This is a genomic window from Pseudomonas sp. WC1 (genome assembly GCF_050586565.1).
Taxonomy (GTDB): Bacteria; Pseudomonadota; Gammaproteobacteria; order Pseudomonadales; family Pseudomonadaceae; genus Aquipseudomonas.
Window position 1 is genome coordinate 1 of the sequence record NZ_JBOBDQ010000089.1, and the last position, 15,681, is coordinate 15,681.

At 63.2% G+C, this 15,681-nt stretch carries 19 protein-coding genes; 14 read left to right on the plus strand and 5 right to left on the minus strand.

The window, feature by feature from the left end; translation table 11 throughout:
- Together zwf and ACQ4OD_RS25310 are read left to right on the plus strand one after the other, a co-directional pair.
- Positions 1-1,313, plus strand: a 1,313-nt coding sequence (gene zwf / locus ACQ4OD_RS25305; RefSeq protein ID WP_430945142.1) for a glucose-6-phosphate dehydrogenase, incomplete at its 5' end; no start/stop codon positions are given.
- A gap of 316 nt (positions 1,314-1,629) precedes the next feature.
- A complete protein-coding gene (locus ACQ4OD_RS25310) occupies positions 1,630-3,426 on the plus strand; it encodes a glycoside hydrolase family 15 protein (RefSeq protein ID WP_430945143.1) in 1,797 nt (598 codons plus the stop codon).
- Positions 3,427-3,487: 61 nt separating this feature from the next.
- On the opposite strand, the gene ACQ4OD_RS25315 is transcribed toward ACQ4OD_RS25310, so the two are convergent.
- The gene (locus ACQ4OD_RS25315; protein ID WP_430945144.1) at positions 3,488-4,564 is read right to left on the minus strand and encodes a type I restriction endonuclease; all 1,077 of its coding nucleotides are present in this window, start codon (positions 4,562-4,564) and stop codon (positions 3,488-3,490) included.
- Between the two features lie 491 nt (positions 4,565-5,055).
- Between ACQ4OD_RS25315 and ACQ4OD_RS25320 the strand changes: the two genes are divergently transcribed.
- Positions 5,056-5,310, plus strand: coding sequence for a hypothetical protein (locus ACQ4OD_RS25320; RefSeq protein WP_430945145.1), 255 nt, complete (start codon positions 5,056-5,058; stop codon positions 5,308-5,310).
- Between the two features lie 507 nt (positions 5,311-5,817).
- Entirely contained in the window at positions 5,818-6,105 is a 288-nt protein-coding gene (locus tag ACQ4OD_RS25325) for a HigA family addiction module antitoxin (protein WP_046856273.1), read from the plus strand.
- Positions 6,106-6,158: 53 nt separating this feature from the next.
- Here ACQ4OD_RS25325 and glpT read toward each other — a convergent pair whose 3' ends face one another.
- Complete coding sequence (gene glpT / locus ACQ4OD_RS25330) at positions 6,159-7,511, minus strand: glycerol-3-phosphate transporter (protein ID WP_046856272.1); 1,353 nt, start codon at positions 7,509-7,511, stop codon at positions 6,159-6,161.
- Positions 7,512-7,733: 222 nt separating this feature from the next.
- Here glpT and ACQ4OD_RS25335 point away from each other — a divergent pair, with 222 nt between their 5' ends.
- The 10 genes from ACQ4OD_RS25335 (at position 7,734) to ACQ4OD_RS25380 (ending at position 13,220) form a co-directional block, all read left to right on the plus strand.
- A complete protein-coding gene (locus tag ACQ4OD_RS25335) occupies positions 7,734-8,753 on the plus strand; it encodes a helix-turn-helix domain-containing protein (protein ID WP_430945146.1) in 1,020 nt (339 codons plus the stop codon).
- 200 nt (positions 8,754-8,953) lie between these two features.
- Positions 8,954-9,442: a DUF2589 domain-containing protein gene (locus ACQ4OD_RS25340; protein WP_110698590.1), complete on the plus strand. Its 489-nt coding sequence runs from the start codon at positions 8,954-8,956 to the stop codon at positions 9,440-9,442.
- 11 nt (positions 9,443-9,453) lie between these two features.
- On the plus strand, positions 9,454-10,068 hold the full coding sequence (locus ACQ4OD_RS25345) for a DUF2589 domain-containing protein (RefSeq protein WP_110698588.1): 615 nt from the start codon (positions 9,454-9,456) through the stop codon (positions 10,066-10,068).
- A gap of 87 nt (positions 10,069-10,155) precedes the next feature.
- Positions 10,156-10,428, plus strand: a complete 273-nt coding sequence (locus tag ACQ4OD_RS25350; protein WP_110698586.1) for a hypothetical protein — start codon at positions 10,156-10,158, stop codon at positions 10,426-10,428.
- Positions 10,428-10,733, plus strand: coding sequence for a hypothetical protein (locus ACQ4OD_RS25355; protein ID WP_110698584.1), 306 nt, complete (start codon positions 10,428-10,430; stop codon positions 10,731-10,733). The genes ACQ4OD_RS25350 and ACQ4OD_RS25355 overlap by 1 nt, the downstream gene beginning before the upstream one ends.
- Positions 10,734-10,776: 43 nt before the next feature.
- Positions 10,777-10,950, plus strand: a complete 174-nt coding sequence (locus tag ACQ4OD_RS25360; protein ID WP_232968108.1) for a hypothetical protein — start codon at positions 10,777-10,779, stop codon at positions 10,948-10,950.
- 31 nt (positions 10,951-10,981) lie between these two features.
- Positions 10,982-11,368, plus strand: a complete 387-nt coding sequence (locus ACQ4OD_RS25365) for a hypothetical protein (protein WP_110698580.1) — start codon at positions 10,982-10,984, stop codon at positions 11,366-11,368.
- A 92-nt stretch (positions 11,369-11,460) separates the two neighbouring features.
- The gene (locus ACQ4OD_RS25370; protein WP_139672073.1) at positions 11,461-12,243 is read left to right on the plus strand and encodes a glycoside hydrolase family 19 protein; all 783 of its coding nucleotides are present in this window, start codon (positions 11,461-11,463) and stop codon (positions 12,241-12,243) included.
- 77 nt (positions 12,244-12,320) lie between these two features.
- Entirely contained in the window at positions 12,321-12,887 is a 567-nt protein-coding gene (locus ACQ4OD_RS25375) for an EndoU domain-containing protein (protein ID WP_110698576.1), read from the plus strand.
- 72 nt (positions 12,888-12,959) lie between these two features.
- Positions 12,960-13,220: a hypothetical protein gene (locus tag ACQ4OD_RS25380; protein WP_430945147.1), complete on the plus strand. Its 261-nt coding sequence runs from the start codon at positions 12,960-12,962 to the stop codon at positions 13,218-13,220.
- A gap of 90 nt (positions 13,221-13,310) precedes the next feature.
- On the opposite strand, the gene ACQ4OD_RS25385 is transcribed toward ACQ4OD_RS25380, so the two are convergent.
- The 3 genes from ACQ4OD_RS25385 to ACQ4OD_RS25395 all read right to left on the minus strand — a co-directional run bounded on the left by ACQ4OD_RS25385 (position 13,311) and on the right by ACQ4OD_RS25395 (position 15,459).
- Positions 13,311-14,597 (minus strand): PQQ-dependent sugar dehydrogenase, encoded by a 1,287-nt coding sequence (locus tag ACQ4OD_RS25385; RefSeq protein ID WP_430945148.1) that lies wholly within the window; start codon positions 14,595-14,597, stop codon positions 13,311-13,313.
- Positions 14,594-15,016: a DUF2231 domain-containing protein gene (locus tag ACQ4OD_RS25390; RefSeq protein ID WP_102684433.1), complete on the minus strand. Its 423-nt coding sequence runs from the start codon at positions 15,014-15,016 to the stop codon at positions 14,594-14,596. The genes ACQ4OD_RS25385 and ACQ4OD_RS25390 overlap by 4 nt, the downstream gene beginning before the upstream one ends.
- A 137-nt stretch (positions 15,017-15,153) precedes the next feature.
- Positions 15,154-15,459, minus strand: a complete 306-nt coding sequence (locus ACQ4OD_RS25395; RefSeq protein WP_110698570.1) for an NIPSNAP family protein — start codon at positions 15,457-15,459, stop codon at positions 15,154-15,156.
- Between the last annotated feature and the right edge of the window lie 222 nt (positions 15,460-15,681).

Genomic DNA, 15,681 nt, shown 5'->3' on the forward strand with positions numbered 1-15,681 from the left:
CGTCAATGCAGCCCCGGGACAAGGGCGTGGAAGGGCGTGCCAAGTGCCTGGACGAGAAGCGCTGGGCGCGACTGGCCAAGCGCCTGGACTATCAGACCGGCGACTTCCTCGACCCCGAGACTTACCAGGCCCTGGTTCGGCGCATCGCTAAAACCGGCCATGGCAATGCCATCTTCTACCTGGCCACCTCGCCACGCTTCTTCCCCGAGGTGGCCCAGCGCCTGGGCGACGCCGGCCTGCTCGACGAGTCGGGTGGCGGCTTTCGCCGGGTGGTGGTGGAGAAACCCTTCGGCACTGACCTTGCCAGCGCCGAAGCGCTGAACGCTTGCCTGCTCAAGGTGATGAACGAGCGGCAGATCTACCGCATCGACCATTACCTGGGCAAGGAAACCGTGCAGAACATCCTGGTCAGCCGTTTCTCCAACGGCCTGTTCGAATCGTTCTGGAACAATCATTACATCGACCACGTGCAGATCACCGCCGCCGAAACCGTCGGCGTCGAGACGCGCGGGGCGTTCTACGACAATACCGGCGCCCTGCGCGACATGGTGCCCAACCACCTGTTCCAGCTGCTGGCGATGGTCGCCATGGAGCCGCCGGCGGCCTTCGGCGCTGATGCGGTACGCGGTGAAAAGGCCAAGGTGATCGGCGCCATTCGCCCTTGGTCGCAGAAAATGGCCCTGCGCAATTCCGTGCGTGGCCAGTACGGCGCCGGCAAGCAGGGCCGCAAGAAACTCCCCGGCTACCGCGAGGAGGCCAATGTCGCCCCGCACAGCCAGACCGAGACCTATGTCGCCCTCAAGGTGATGATCGATAACTGGCGCTGGGCGGGGGTGCCGTTCTACCTGCGTACCGGCAAGCGCATGAGCGTGCGCGACACCGAGATCGCCATCTGCTTCAAGCCGGCGCCCTACGCGCAGTTCCGCGAAAGCGAACTGGAGCGGCCCAAGCCCAACTACCTGAAGATCCAGATCCAGCCCAACGAAGGTATGTGGTTCGACCTGCAGGCCAAGCGCCCGGGGCCGGAGCTGGTGATGGAGAATGTCGAGCTGGGTTTCGCCTACAAGGACTTCTTCAAGATGACCCCGGCGACCGGCTACGAGACATTGATCTACGACTGCCTTACCGGTGACCAGACCCTGTTCCAGCGCGCCGACAATATCGAGAACGGTTGGCGTGCCGTGCAGCCGTTCCTCGATGCCTGGGCGGCCGAGGGTGGCGAGGTGCATGAGTATGCGGCGGGAGAGGATGGCCCCGAGGCCGGCGACGAGCTGCTGGCGCGGGACAAGCGCGAGTGGCACAGGCTGGGATGAGTTTGCGGCGAGCCTACCGCCGTTGGCGGTAGGTGCGCAGGTGTGCCCTACAGGCCGCCGGTAGGTTCGATCCTGGCAATATTCTCCTCGTTGCAGAACAGTTTCCAGTCCGGCAACGAGATCGTCGACAAATCACTCAGGTCAGGAAACCACTGGCCCGGTATTTCTAACACAGCGCAACAGTGGGTCTGTGCCGTGGATCAATGTTCTTGCGCATCGATTCGAACGCCTCGGTAGCCTGCACCGAGTGCATCGCAACGGAACCTGCAATCCCCCTTCGGCATCCAAACTCACGCCCACCGCCTGAGGACCCGCGATGCCCGCCCTGATCGAAGATTATGCCCTCATCGGCAACTGTCGCAGTGCCGCCCTGATCAACCGCGACGGTGCCCTCGACTGGCTGTGCCTGCCACGCTTCGACGCTCCCGCGGTGTTCGCCGCATTGCTGGGCAACGAGGAAAACGGCCGTTGGCGCATCGCCCCCAGCGACCCGGTCGATCACAGCGCCCGCCGCTACCTCGACGACACCCTGGTACTGGAAACCAGCTGGACCACCGCCAGCGGTCGCGCCCGCGTGCTCGACTGCATGCCCCTGGGCGAACCCAATGCTGTGCTGCGCATTGTCGAGGGCCTGGCCGGCGAGACGGCGTTCGAGATGGACCTGGTGCTGCGCTTCGACTATGGCCGCAGCGTGCCCTGGGTGGAGAAACTCGACCCGCTGACCCTGAGCGCGGTTGCCGGCCCCGATCGCCTGATCCTGCGCAGCAGCACCGAGACCCATGGCCGGGACCACCACAGCGTCGCCCGGTTTCGCGTGCGCGCCGGTGAGCGCCAGGTGTTCAGCCTCTGCCACCAGCCCTCGCATCTGCCTGTGCAGCCCGGTTGCGATGTCGACCACGACCTCGAGCAGACAATCGACCAATGGCAGACCTTCGCCGCCCGCTGCCCCGACGTCGGCCCATACACCGAGCGGGTACGCCGTTCGCTGCTGACCCTCAAGGCCATGACCTACGCGCCCACCGGGGGCATGGTCGCCGCCGTCACCACCTCGCTGCCCGAGCGTGTCGGTGGCGAGCGCAACTGGGACTACCGCTACTGCTGGCTGCGCGACGCCACCATGACCTTGCTGGCGCTGATGAACCTTGGCTACTTCGACGAGGCCCAGGCCTGGCGCGAGTGGCTGCTGCGCTCGGTGGCGGGCAACCCCGAGCAGATGCAGATCATGTATGGGCTGGCGGGGGAGCGCGACCTGCCGGAGTTCAGCCTGCCCTGGCTGGCCGGTTACGAGCATTCGCAGCCGGTGCGGGTCGGCAATGCCGCTTCCGAGCAGTTGCAGCTCGATATCTACGGCGAACTGGCCGACGCCATGACCCAGGCCATCAAGGGCGGGCTGCCGCGGCATCCGCGCAGCGCCGCCATCGCCCGCTCGATCCTGCCGTACCTTGAAAGCATCTGGCGCGAGCCCGACGAGGGGCTGTGGGAGGTGCGCGGCGGTCGCCAGCACTTCGTGCACTCCAAGGTCATGGCCTGGGTTGCCTTCGACCGCTCGGCGAGCCTGGCCGACACCACCGAGGAAGGGCGTGAACGGGGGCGACATTACCGCCAGGTGGCGGACCAGATCCGTGACGAGGTCTGCCGCCGCGGGCTGGATGCCGACGGGCGCCACTTCGTCCAGGCCTACGGCTCGACCGAGCTCGACGCGAGCCTGCTGCAAATTGCCCTGACCGGCTTTCTGCCCGCCGACGATCCACGCTTCCTGCGCACACTCGAACAGATCGAAACCCGCCTGCTGCGCAACGGCCTGCTGCTGCGCTACGACAGCGACAGTTGCAGCGACGGCCTGACGCCAGGGGAGGGGACGTTCCTGGTGTGTTCGTTCTGGTTGGCGGATGTCTACGTGCTGCTGGGGCGGCAGGAGGAGGCACAGGGGCTTTATGAACGGCTCACGGCCTTGTGCAATGACGTGGGATTGCTGGCCGAGCAGTACGACCCGGTGGGCAAACGGATGCTGGGGAATTTCCCGCAGGCGTTCAGCCATATCGGCATCATCAATACGGCGCTGAACCTGCACCGGGCGCAGTGTCCGGTGCGGGATCGGGCGGGAGGCAGTTGATGGTGACACGGTAGGTTGCCTTCGCCCTGGCTGTACTCCAGTGGCTAGGGCGTCTTTATCTTTACTCGTAATAGCCCACGGTGTCCCTTAACTGGTCAGCGAATTCGTAGATGTCGTCTAATGAGTTAATGGGGTGGCGTGTCTCATTTTTATCTTTGTCGAAAATACCGATGTATTTTTGTGAACGGTTGAAGTGAAGCCGGGTAATCGGTTTTCGGTTGTTGTCGTCCAGCAGAATCCCGAAATAGCTCTGCGTATCTCGGTGGATGACACGTTTGGAGTCCACAGTGGTACGGACAATAGCTTTGACTATGTGGAAGCCTTCCAACTCATCCATTGTGGTTTGAATGCGATCTTCTGCGTTATCCGAGGGATCACTCTGCGTTTCGGTAACAACCTTTTCAGCAGGGGTTGGGTAAGAAACACCACTCATGGCTGACTTCAGGCGATCGTTGATCTGGTCATTCAAGAATTGAGATGCTGCCTTGCGAGTCAGCAGGCCGAATTGCTCTCTCACCTTTTGAGTGATAACGCCGTCGTAGACGCGTGAGGCGAAGAATTTTATAAAGTCGTCGTCAGGTTGGCTGAATTGTGATGCGATGACTCGTTTGATCTGCCCGACGTACTTGAGCTCTCCTGCTGCATTGATTATTGAGTCAACGTCGAAAGCTGATTTTGTAAGCTTCTGCAGCTCCGGGATAACGTGCTCATCAATATCGAGAAGGTCGACTTCCAAAAATGGCTTTTCGTCCATTTTGTTCGGTGCGTCAAGGTCTGTGAAGAAGCGGTAATGCCGCCCATTCGTCAATATTGAAATTCTGGCGGTTGTGACGTGGAAGTAGCGGAACAATTGACTGGCATGGTTGATGTTGAGCGGTTCGCCAATTTTCTTTGTTTCGATGAGTATCTGGATTTCACCATCTTTCAATATGGCGTAATCAATTTTCTCACCTTTCTTTGTGCCTACGTCACAGACGTATTCTGGGACAACTTCGGACGGGTCGAAAACGTCGTAGCCCAGAACGGAGTGGATAAAGGGCATGATGAATGCAGTTTTAGTAGCTTCTTCAGTTTGAATGCTCGAAGCCAGTTGGTTGACCTTGGCGGCCATCGCGTTGAGACGTTCTACAAATTCCATTTGCGCTCCAGTGCGTGCTCGCCCATCCGGGCGGTAGAGGCAAGACGCTACTATGGGGGATCTGCTTGCCGCTACTGTCGTTTCATCCATGCTGGATACCCGAACAGGCAGGTGAAAGCACAATGTAGCGGCCTGAAAGTTAATCCTACATCCGCAGAACGATCAGATTTTCCTCATTGCTTGTAGTCCGTTTCCGAATCATCCTTTTACCCCTCCTTGGCCATTGCTAGGTTTTCTCATCAATCTAGGCTCCTTCGGTCGTTGCCAATTCAGCGACCAGGTCTGCAAGCCTGTGTGTGATAGGAAGCCTAGCGCTAACCGCTATGCTGCTGACGTTTGTCTGTGGCTGATTTATGGCGGTTGTGTGTGGGTGGCCTTCGGGCCAGCCGGGTTTTCTCCTATTGCCCCGGTCTTGCAGCCCTGCACACGACCGCCACCATTACTTGCAAGGTATTGAATGGCGGTATCTTTCAAGCAAAGGGAGCAGTGCCATGTTAAAGATCGTCCCGGATCCACCGTCATCCAATCCTTCCCCTTATCATCTTGAAGACACCCTGATCCAGGCAGCGGAATATGTACGCTGCGCCCTGATCGTAGCCCATCAGTCGGTGCTGGCCTCGCATCCGCATTCGCTCGGTGCAACGCTGGCGCTGATGGCGGTGCACGAGATGGAAACCGTGCGCGCGCTGCTGGACTCGGCGTTGGCGCAGGTACAGATACCAGGTGAGCCGCAGACACGGCATTGAGGTGGCGCATCCTGCGGGCAGCCACCAGGTGTCCGGCGCAAGCTTTGCAGTGCCTGGGATATCGAGCGCCGCCCGCGCGGCGCATCGCTGGCAAGCCAGCTCCCACATCTGTTTCGGGCCAGTCTGTCCTGTGAGGTTATCGCTGTCCGCCTTGGTGCATGTCTTGAGACAGGTAGGACGCCAGTGGTGCACACGCTGAAACTGCGTCGTACCGACAAGGCGTACAGCCGCGGCGGCGCAGGCATAACTGGCCCGAAACAGATGTGGGAGCTGGCTTGCCAGCGATGCGCCGCGCGGGCGGCGCTCGATCTGATAGGCGCTGCAAGGCTTGCGGCGGATACTTGGAGGCCCTGATGCGGTCAACAACCTTTGCGCCCAAAAGACCCTTAAACGGCTGGTAGCAAGGGTGATGTACCACGAAGTTGAAGTATCAAGTCACAGTTAGCAGTTGGTGGGTCCTGACTCACCGGGTGACACTTCCTCGCTCTGAAACGGGAGGTCTGGATCATGGCTATGCACAACCCGCCTCACCCCGGCGAAACCCTGCGTGAAGATGTCCTGCCGACCTTGGGCCTGACGGTCAAGGCGTTCGCCGAGCATCTGGGTTTCTCGCGTGAGGCGCTGTCGCGGGTCCTTCATGGCCGAGCGGCGGTTTCTCCGGACCTGGCGGTACGCCTGGAAATGGCCGGCATCAGCACGGCGCGGCTGTGGCTGACGATCCAGGTGGACTACGACATCTGGCAGGCGCGCCAGCGTCAGCAACCGGTGATCACGCGGTTGCATCAAGCCGCTTGAAAAAAGCCCGGGGTGCAGGCCCCGGGCTTTTACCTGAGTGTCGGCCGAGGCTGTCAGGCCACTGCCTCACGACCTGCACTGGCCACCTTGGTATGACGCAAGGTCGGAATCAGGAACGCAATCGCCAGCACGCACGCGCTGACCAGCATCACGAAGCCACCGTCCCAGCCGAAGTGGTCGACGGTGTAGCCCATCGCCGCGCTGGCCGCGACCGAGCCACCCAGGTAACCGAACAACCCGGTGAAGCCTGCCGCGGTACCGGCGGCTTTCTTCGGCGCCAGTTCCAGCGCCTGCAGGCCGATCAGCATCACCGGACCATAGATCAGGAAGCCGATGGCGAACAACGCGATCATGTCGATGGTCGGGTTGCCCGGCGGGTTGAGCCAGTACACCAGGGTGGCCACGGTGACCAAAGCCATGAACACGATGCCGGTCAGGCCACGGTTGCCGCGGAAGATCTTGTCGGACATCCAGCCGCACAGCAGGGTGCCGGGGATGCCTGCCCACTCGTAGAAGAAGTAGGCCCACGAGGTGGTGTCGACGCTGAAGTGCTTGGCTTCCTTCAGGTAGGTCGGCGCCCAGTCCAGCACGCCGTAGCGCAGCAGGTAGACGAACACGTTGGCCAGGGCGATGTACCACAGCAGTTTGTTGCACAGCACGTACTGGACGAAGATCTGCTTGGCGCTGAACTCCTGCTCGTGGCTCTCATCGTAGCCTTCGGGGTAGTCGTTCTTGTACTGCTCGACCGGTGGCAGGCCGACCGACTGCGGAGTGTCGCGCATGGTGGCGAAGGCGAACACGGCCACCAGCACGGCAACCGTGGCAGGCACGTAGAAGGCCGCATGCCAGTCGTTGGTCCAGGCCAGGCCCAGCAGGAACAGCGGGCCGATCAGGCCGCCACCGACGTTATGGGCGACGTTCCACACCGACACCACGCTGCCGCGCTCTTTCTGCGACCACCAGTGCACCATGGTCCGGCCGCTTGGCGGCCAGCCCATGCCCTGGGCCCAGCCGTTGATGAACAGCAGCACGAACATGATCGTCACGCTGGACGTGGCCCAATGCGCGAAACCGAAAATGAACATCACCCCGGCCGAGATCAGCAGGCCGAAGGGCAGGAAGTAGCGTGGGTTGGAGCGGTCCGAGACCAGGCCCATGAGGAACTTGGACAAACCGTAGGCGATGGCGATGGCGGAGATCGCCAGGCCAAGCTGGCCGCGGGTGTAGCCCTCTTCCTCGATGAGGTAGGGCATGGCCAGGGAGAAGTTCTTGCGCAGCAGGTAGTAGCCGGCATAGCCGAAAAAGATCCCGGCGAAGATTTGCCAGCGCAGGCGGCGATAGGTGCTGTCGACGCGCTCGTCGGGCAGCGGCGCCTGGTGCGCGGCAGGGCGGAAGAAGGCAAACATGTGAAGCTCCCAGCTTGTTATAGGTATGCGAAAGCGAATATTACATTTTCGTTACGGAAAAAATCTCGGTTTTAGGCCGGGTGGTTGTTCTTTTGTGAAAGCCGCGCATGGGTGATTACGGCAGCGCAAGGCATCCTCTGACATTGATGATGGCGATTGGCTACGAACTGGTCAGTTGTGGACCACTTTTCCGGCTCTACTACGGACGGAAGAGCCAATCCCATGGATATTCACGCAACGCCAATCGACCGCGCCACGCTGCTGCCCCACCTGCACCTCGGTCAGGAAAATCATCCCGGCTGGCCCTCGGTGCTGTTCGGCACCACGGCTCGTGCCGGGACCTCGGTTGACGCCTCGCTCGCGGTCTTTCATTTCAAGCGGTTCCTGTTGTGTAGCGGTCGCCTGGACGCTGCCCGCTATGTGCGTGATCGAGCGCGTCTGGCCTGGTGTGACCTGGATCACTATGTGTTGTACCTGCCGCTGCAACGTGGGCTGGCCGGCGGCAATGGCCTACGCGTGCGCGTGCAGGATGTAGTGGTGCTGGACCTGGCCCAGCCGGCGACATTCGGCATGGCCGCAGGCGAGGGGCTGAGCCTGGTCATCCCGCGCGTAGTGGTGCCCCATGCCAAGGGGCAACTCCATGGCCTGCGATTGTGCCGGCAAAGCACGATGGGCGGCCTTCTGGGGCGCCTGCTGGCGTCGCTGGCGGTGGCCGCACCGCGCCTGACCGAGGATGACTGCACACGGCTGACCGAGCCCTTGCTCCATGTGATCGCCGCGTGCCTGGCCAGCGCGGTGACCGACCCTGCGCTTGTCGTACCGGACGCCGAGACCTTGGGGCGGCGCGCCCGTCGTTACATCGAGGGCAACCTGCAGCGTGACGACCTTACCCCGGCCGTTGTGGCCAAGGCACTGGGTACCTCGCGCAGCCAGTTGTACCGGGCGTTCGAACCGTTCGGCGGGGTAGCGCGCTATCTGCTGCAACGGCGTCTGCGGCGTTGCCTGCTGGCGTTGGGCGAGCCCGCCAATGCCGGGCGGCGTATCGGCGACCTGGCTTATGTCTACGGGTTCACCGACGAAGGGCATTTCAGCAAGGCGTTTCGCAAGGCCTTCGGCCTGTCGCCCCGTGCCGCCCGGAGGGCGCTGCAGCGCGGTGAGCTGGGTGCCAGTTACGCCGCGGCGAGCGGCGCGCACGCCCCGCCTTCACTGGCCCGTTGGCTGCATGAACTGGCTGGCCAGTAACCCCCGCATCCTGGGACGGCTGACCAGGTTTTTGGGACGCCCAGCCCCGGACAGTGCGTGGCCCTGACCGTAATCTGGATTCAACGGGTAACCCAACCACCCTTCAATCCGGTGCCGTCGTCAGGGCCTGAACCTGCAACGCACGAACTGCGAAGCCACCCGGACGGCATCGGCACCGCAACAGACAAGGAGCGTCGGACGTGGCGAATCAATCCCTCCACCACCTCATCCAGAGCATCGCCGGCGCGGTCGCAGAGGCGCAGGACAAGATCCAGCGTTTTCAGGTATCGACCGTGCGCCAGTACTTCGACGAAGACAACCGACCGGTGAGCATCGATGTGCGCCTGCCGTCCCATTCGCCCGAAGCGCGCGAAGGCGAGGAGCGCGTGGTGCGTGTGCCGCTGCTGTCGCTGGTGGGGGCACGGCTGATGGCCGTCAAGGACATGGAAATCTCGTTCGAGGTAGGGCTGAACGCCGATGACGGCTCGGCTGCGAACGTCGGACCGGCCAATGCCGGCGCCGATGGCTCGGGCTGGCCGAGCGAGAACCACAAGGCTCTGAACGTCGACCTGGGCGTTCGCCGCAATGGTGAAGGCGGGCCACTGGCGCGCGTCACCCTCAAAGTCGAAACCCAGCCCCCGTCGGAGGGGATGGCTCGGCTGTTGCAAAACCTCGATAAATTGATCTAGGAGACACAGAAATGGCTAACTTCTCGATGGGTGACCAGTTCCGCGGCCTGCCCATGGGCGACCTGATCGGTGGTCCGCTGACCGCCGCCTGCGACGCCCAGGTCCGCCTGGCCAACGCTACCGCCGACTTCATCAAGGTGATCGGCTTCCTGCCACCGGCGCCTGACCCGAACAACACCGACCCCAACCGGGTGGGTGATGTGCGTACGGTCAGCTTCCGCTTCGACCGTCCCTCCACCAGCAAGCCCGACGACGGCACCATCCCCATGGAACGGGTCGAGTTGGAAGTACCGCTGCTGGCGGTGGTCAAGGTGCCGAACCTGTCGATCAACAAGGTCGACATCACCTTCGACATGGAGGTGAAGAACTCCGAGCAATCGCGCGAAGCCACCGACGCCCAGGCGGCGATGTCGGCCGAGGCCAGTGTGGGCTGGGGGCCGTTCAGCGCCAAAGTCAACATCTCAGGCTCGGTGTCCTCGCACAAGGAGAACACCCGTTCCACCGACCAGTCGGCCAAGTACCACGTCGAGGTGCACGCCGCCGACGACGGAATGCCGGAAGGGCTGGCCCGGGTGCTGGACATGATCTCGCAGTCGGTTGCGCCAAAAGCCATCACCCAGCAGTAAAGGGTGAGCGGCCCAGCGTCAGCCCTGGGTTCGCCTGAGCCTTGACCGGGGGTTGGCCGTCAGTCTTTTCCGGAAAGGAGTTCCGTGATGTTCGATCTAACGGACGTGGGATATGTGAAACGCATCGTCGTCGGCAGCACCGATCCGGAGAAGCTGACGTCGCAGGATGTGATCCAGGCGCAGACCGCGCTGCTCAACCGCTGTCTCTGCGAGCCGCCGAAGGGGCGCATCGTCGGCATCGAGAAGAGCTTCAACCTGCTCAACATCGGCGAGCACCAGGTGGTGCTGCAGTCGCTCATCTACCACGTGGGCTTCGCCCGTCGGCCGTTCTGGCTGCCTGACGAGCAGGAGGCCTCGTGATGAACCACCTCGAAGAATTCGTCCAGGCCCTCGGCGGTGCCATGGCCGGCGCCCAGCAGGTCACAGGGGCGCGTTGGCCGGGCATCCGCATCGCCCAGATGGAGGTGTCGCTGGCCGCGACCGTCGAGCCAGGCGATGTCTCGGGCTGCCTGGCGTTGCGGGTCGGCCGCCCGCCACGCGGTAAGCAGACCTTGCATGAACTGAGCATTGTCGTGCCCGGCGATGCCCATGCGGCGATCGTCGTGCGCCTCGATGGCGAGCTGTTCGGGCACTACCGGAGGCCCGCTGATGGCCAGGCGAACTGACCGCTCGATGCGGCTGCTGCTGTCAACCCAGGAGACTCGAACCATGCGCACGATCCTGAAGAAAAAAAACGCGCAACCGGCGCGTATGTCCACCACCAGGCGCGTGCTGTGCGCCATCGCCGCTGCGGTGCTGTCTGCGCTGGTGGCTCTGGGCGCGATCCAGCCTGACCTGGCCCTGAGCATCGCCAAGTGGGCGGGGCTGGTGCTGGCGTTCTGAACCCTGCATTCAACCAACAAGGAGAGTCACCATGAAACAGTTGGCAACTGCACTGGTGGGGGCGTTGGCCCTCACCAGCCTGGCATCGGCCTGGGCCGTCGAGTACCGCGGCACCTTCAAGGACGATGGCCGCGACATCCCCGTCGTCCTGGACATTGAGCCCGCCGCCGGGTTGGGGGATCGCGCCGGCAAGGTGCGTTTCAACGGCAATTGGAAATGCGGCTTCGACCTGGAGTACAGCGGGGCCAACGGGCAGGTCAACAGCTATGGCCTGGATGGCGCAGGCGCTGGCCTGTGCGGGCAACTGGCGCAGGGTTACCTGCAGAGCAGCCAGGGTGGCGGTGGCTTGCAGGTGCAACTGTTTACCCAACGCAACAAGCTGGCTTACAGCCTGACGCTCTTGCCATCCGGTAAGTAGCGCCAACCCCCACGACACCTCTCGCTTCGACACCAAGGCACGGCCTGCCCGCTGCCCCACGGGGAGCGGCTTGCCCGAAAAAGGAGCAGACCATGTGCATCACCAACACCGTAGGAACCGGCGGTAGCAATGCGCCCGCCGATGTGCGCAGCCTGCAACTGCTGCTCAACCTCAACAGCGGGCAACGCGGCTTCAGTTGCGCGCTCGGCACCGATGGCCTCTGGGGCGCAGGCACGCGCAGCGCCCTTGAGAGCTTCCAGCAGATCATCGGCAGCCCGGCCGGCAAACCGGTAGCGCCGGGCGACACGACCCTGGCCGCCTTGCGGGTCGGGCTGCCCGGCGGGCTCGGCGTGGCCAAGCTGTGGTTGGCGCTGATCAACGCCAGCAGCGCACGCATCACGGCGTTCCATCAGCCGTTGCTGGAGGTGCTGACCCGCTACCGCATCGATACGCCACTGCGTATTGCTCACTTCCTCGCCCAGATCGCCCATGAGAGTGGCTGCCTTCGATACACCGAAGAGCTGGCCAGCGGCAGTGCCTACGAAGGGCGCAAGGACCTCGGCAACCTGCAGCCGGGCGACGGCCCGCGCTTCAAGGGGCGTGGCCTGATTCAGCTCACCGGCCGCGCCAACTATCGCCAGTACGGCCAGTACTGCACGCGCGACTTCGAGAACAAGGACGACCCCGCCCTGGTGAGCAGCGACCCGGCCCTGGCGGTGGATGTCGCCGGCTGGTTCTGGGCCAACCGCAAGCTCAACGACTGGGCCGACAAGGATGATCTGCGCGAAGTCACCCGGCGCGTCAACGGCGGCTTCAACGGCCTCGATGATCGTGCCGCTTATCTAGCCCGGGCCAAGTGGCTGCTGCTCGGCTGACCCCACTCCCGCTTTCCGCCGGCAGCGGCGGAGCCAGAGGACAACAACGTCCTGTCACTGCAAAAAGGAGCTTCAAGATGAAAAAGACTTTCGTAGCAACCCCTGCACGTGCCGTGCTGGCTGGTCTGGCAATTATCGGCAGCTTGGCCTTCACCCTGGTGCCGATGGCGCCTGCCCAGGCCGCCGTGCAATGCCCGCAACCCAACTCGGGCGGCGCGCCCGCGGTCAACCAGCAGCATGTGTTCTGTGGTGAGGTTCAGGTGCAGGCTGCCGGCAACCGGGCCAAGGGCTTTCACAGCAGGCCGAACGGCCAGTCACCTGCCACCGTGACCTTTACCGCTGCCACCACCAATACCCCGCGTGGTCCGGCCGGGATCTACGTGCTGCGCAACTTCAACATCACCCAGAATGGCGCGACCGGCACCAAGACCGTCTCCACGATGTTTCCTGACACTTGCTCACAAGCCAACGTGGTGGCGGCCATCCAGAACGCGTACAACAACCGCACCGGGCTGGTAAACGGCGAGTTCCACGGGCCGTCGGGGGCGAGTTGCCAGGCGGGCAACCCGGCGGCGTCCTTCAACATCGTCGGCTATATGAACGCCAGTGGCACGGTGGTAACCACCGCCTATCCTGACTACTGATTCTGCGTCACTCTCTGCAGGGCCGGGCGTGATGCCCGGCTCTTTTCGTCAGCACGACAAAGGAGTTTGCTGATGTCCAACATCCCACCCAGCAGTCTGCAGCAGTTCCTGGACGATGAGGTGACGGCCGTGGCACGCGAGCATTTGCTGGAAAAGGCCCTTGCCGCGCGCCTCAACCGAGTGGTGGAGCCCTACAGTGGCAATGCCTACCATGTTGCGTTCGAAGAGGACGCGGTGGTGATCGAGCACTATTACATCGAAGGCTGGCCGGCCGTACACCTGCCGTTGCAGGATTTCATCAAAGCCTTGGAGTCGTTTGCAGGCAAGGCCTGAACGCGCCTTGCAAAATGTGCATGGCGGTAGCCACGTGCGCAACGCGAGCGCTGCACGCTCGTGTTGAGCACCTGAAAAGCGCTGGCGCCCCTACGGCTCGCGAGTCACCCGCCACAGGGTGTTGGCCAGGTCGTCGGCAATGATCAACGCCCCCTTCGGGTCGACGGTCACCCCCACGGGCCTGCCACGGGTCTTGCCGTCCTCACCGAGGAAACCGGTGGCGAAATCCACCGGCTCGCCGGCGGGCTTGCCGTTGCGAAACGGCACGAAAATCACCTTGTAGCCCACCGGGTTCGGCCGGTTCCAGCTGCCGTGTTCGCCGACGAAGACCCCGTCGGCGAACGGTTCGCCCATGGCCGGGTTGGAGAAGGCCACGCCCAGCGCCGCCACATGCGAGCCCAGGCTGTAGTCGGGCTTGATCGCGGCTTTCACCTTGTCCGGGTTCTGCGGCCGCACGCGGTCATCGACGTTCTGGCCCCAGTAGCTGTATGGCCAGCCATAGAACGCGCCTTCCTGCACCGAGGTCAGGTAGTCCGGCACCAGGTCCGGGCCCAGTTCGTCGCGCTCGTTGACCACTGCCCACAGTTTGCCGTCGCGTGGTTGGATGGCCAGCGCGGTCGGGTTGCGCAGGCCGGTGGCATGAGGCCGGTGGGCACCGGTCGCAGCGTCCACCTGCCAGACCATGGCGCGGTCGACCTCCGCCTCCATGCCACGCTCGGTGATGTTGCTGTTGGAGCCGATGCCGACGTACAGGTAGCGGCCGTCGGGGCTGATGGCCAACGACTTGGTCCAGTGGTGGTTGATCTCGGCGGGCAGGTCGGTGACCTTGGTCGGCGGGCTGCCGGCCTGGGTCTGGCCGTCTTGGTAATCGAAGCGTACCAGCGCGTCCTGGTTGGCCACGTACAGTTTGCCGTCGGCATAGGCCAGGCCATAGGGGGCATTGAGGTGTTCGGCGAACACCGTCTGCAGTTCGTAGCGGCCGTCGCCGTCGGCGTCGCGCAGCAGGGTAAGGCGGTTGCCGCCCTTGACCTGGGTGTTGCCCTTGGCCTTGATCTGGCTGGCGATCACGTCCTTGGGCTTGAGCTTGGCGGCGTTGCCGCCACGCCCCTCGGCAACGAGGATGTCGCCATTGGGCAGCACCAGGGTCTGGCGCGGGATCTTCAGGTCGGTGGCGATGGCGCTGATGCGGTAGCCCTGGGGCACCTGGGGTTTTTGCTCACCCCAGACGGCCGGCTGGGCGATCTTCATGCTTGGCAGCAGCCCGCGCTCGGGAGACGGCAATTTCGGGTCCGGACCATGGGCCTGGGTCTTCTCGCCGTCGCCGCCACAGGCGCTGAGCAGCAGGGCCATGCTCAGGGCGCTCAATGCGTGCTTCATGCTTCGCCCTCCGTGCGCAGGCGGGTCAGGCCGGCCCAGGTGGCGATCATGGCCAGCACCGTGACCACTACTGACAGCACCAGGCCTGCGGGCATCACGGCCCAGGCGTCCTTGGCGTGCTCGAAGGCGTTGACCAGGCCCAGTACCCAGGTGACCAGCAGCAACAGCACGTACAGCAGCGGGCGACCGGCCTTGCGTGGCGCCCGGATCAGGTTGGCCAGGGCAAACAGCAGCGCCAGGCCACTGGATAGCAGGGCCCCGGCGATCAGCCAGGCGGCGAAGTTGCTCCACTGGATCTGGTAGCTCTGGTAGTAGGCAATGTCGCTGAGCAGGGCGCCGAGGAACAGCGGCACGCTGCCGGCGAGCAGGGTCGCGTGCAGCGGCCCTGGGGTGCAACGGGGGAGGGTGGTAGTGGTCACTGGCTAGGCTCCTTGTCGATCGACGATCCTGGGTCGAGGGTGCTTAGGTGAGGATCGTGATCGAGGTGCAATAGTTCAGTGGCGTTTGCCGTTGGCTTTACCGGCGCCTGCAGGAGCCTGGGTCTTGCCTGGGAAATTCAGTCGAGCACGGGCCGCAGGAAGCTGCGCTCATAGCTGAGGATGAAACGCTGCTCGGTGGCCAGGGCAAAGGCGGCGATGCACTCGGGGTCGGTTTCCGAAGCTTTGCGGTACTGCTCGTAGGCCGCCAGGCTGGGGAAGCTGAACAGGGCATAGGCGACATTGTTGGCGCCTTCGCTGGGCAGGAAGTAGCCGTGATGGCTGCCGCCCATGCGGTTGACCAGGCCGATCCACAGCTTGCCGTAGGCTTCGAAGGCGGGGACCTGGTAGGGGTCGATGATGTACTTGAGGTGGCAGGTGATCATTGCACGCAATCCTTTGGGTGAGCCGGGTGGCTCACCTTACAGGGCGTGGGCGTGGGCAGCTAGTGTGGTGTTTTGCAAATACGACCAATAACTCGCGAGCGATTTTTGCGCTCAGGCAAGGCGTCGCGACGAGTCGTAGCCCAGCTACGGCGAGGAGCGACAACGCCGCATGAGCGCAAAAAGCGCCGCGAGTTATGGTCGTTATTTGTGAAACACCACACT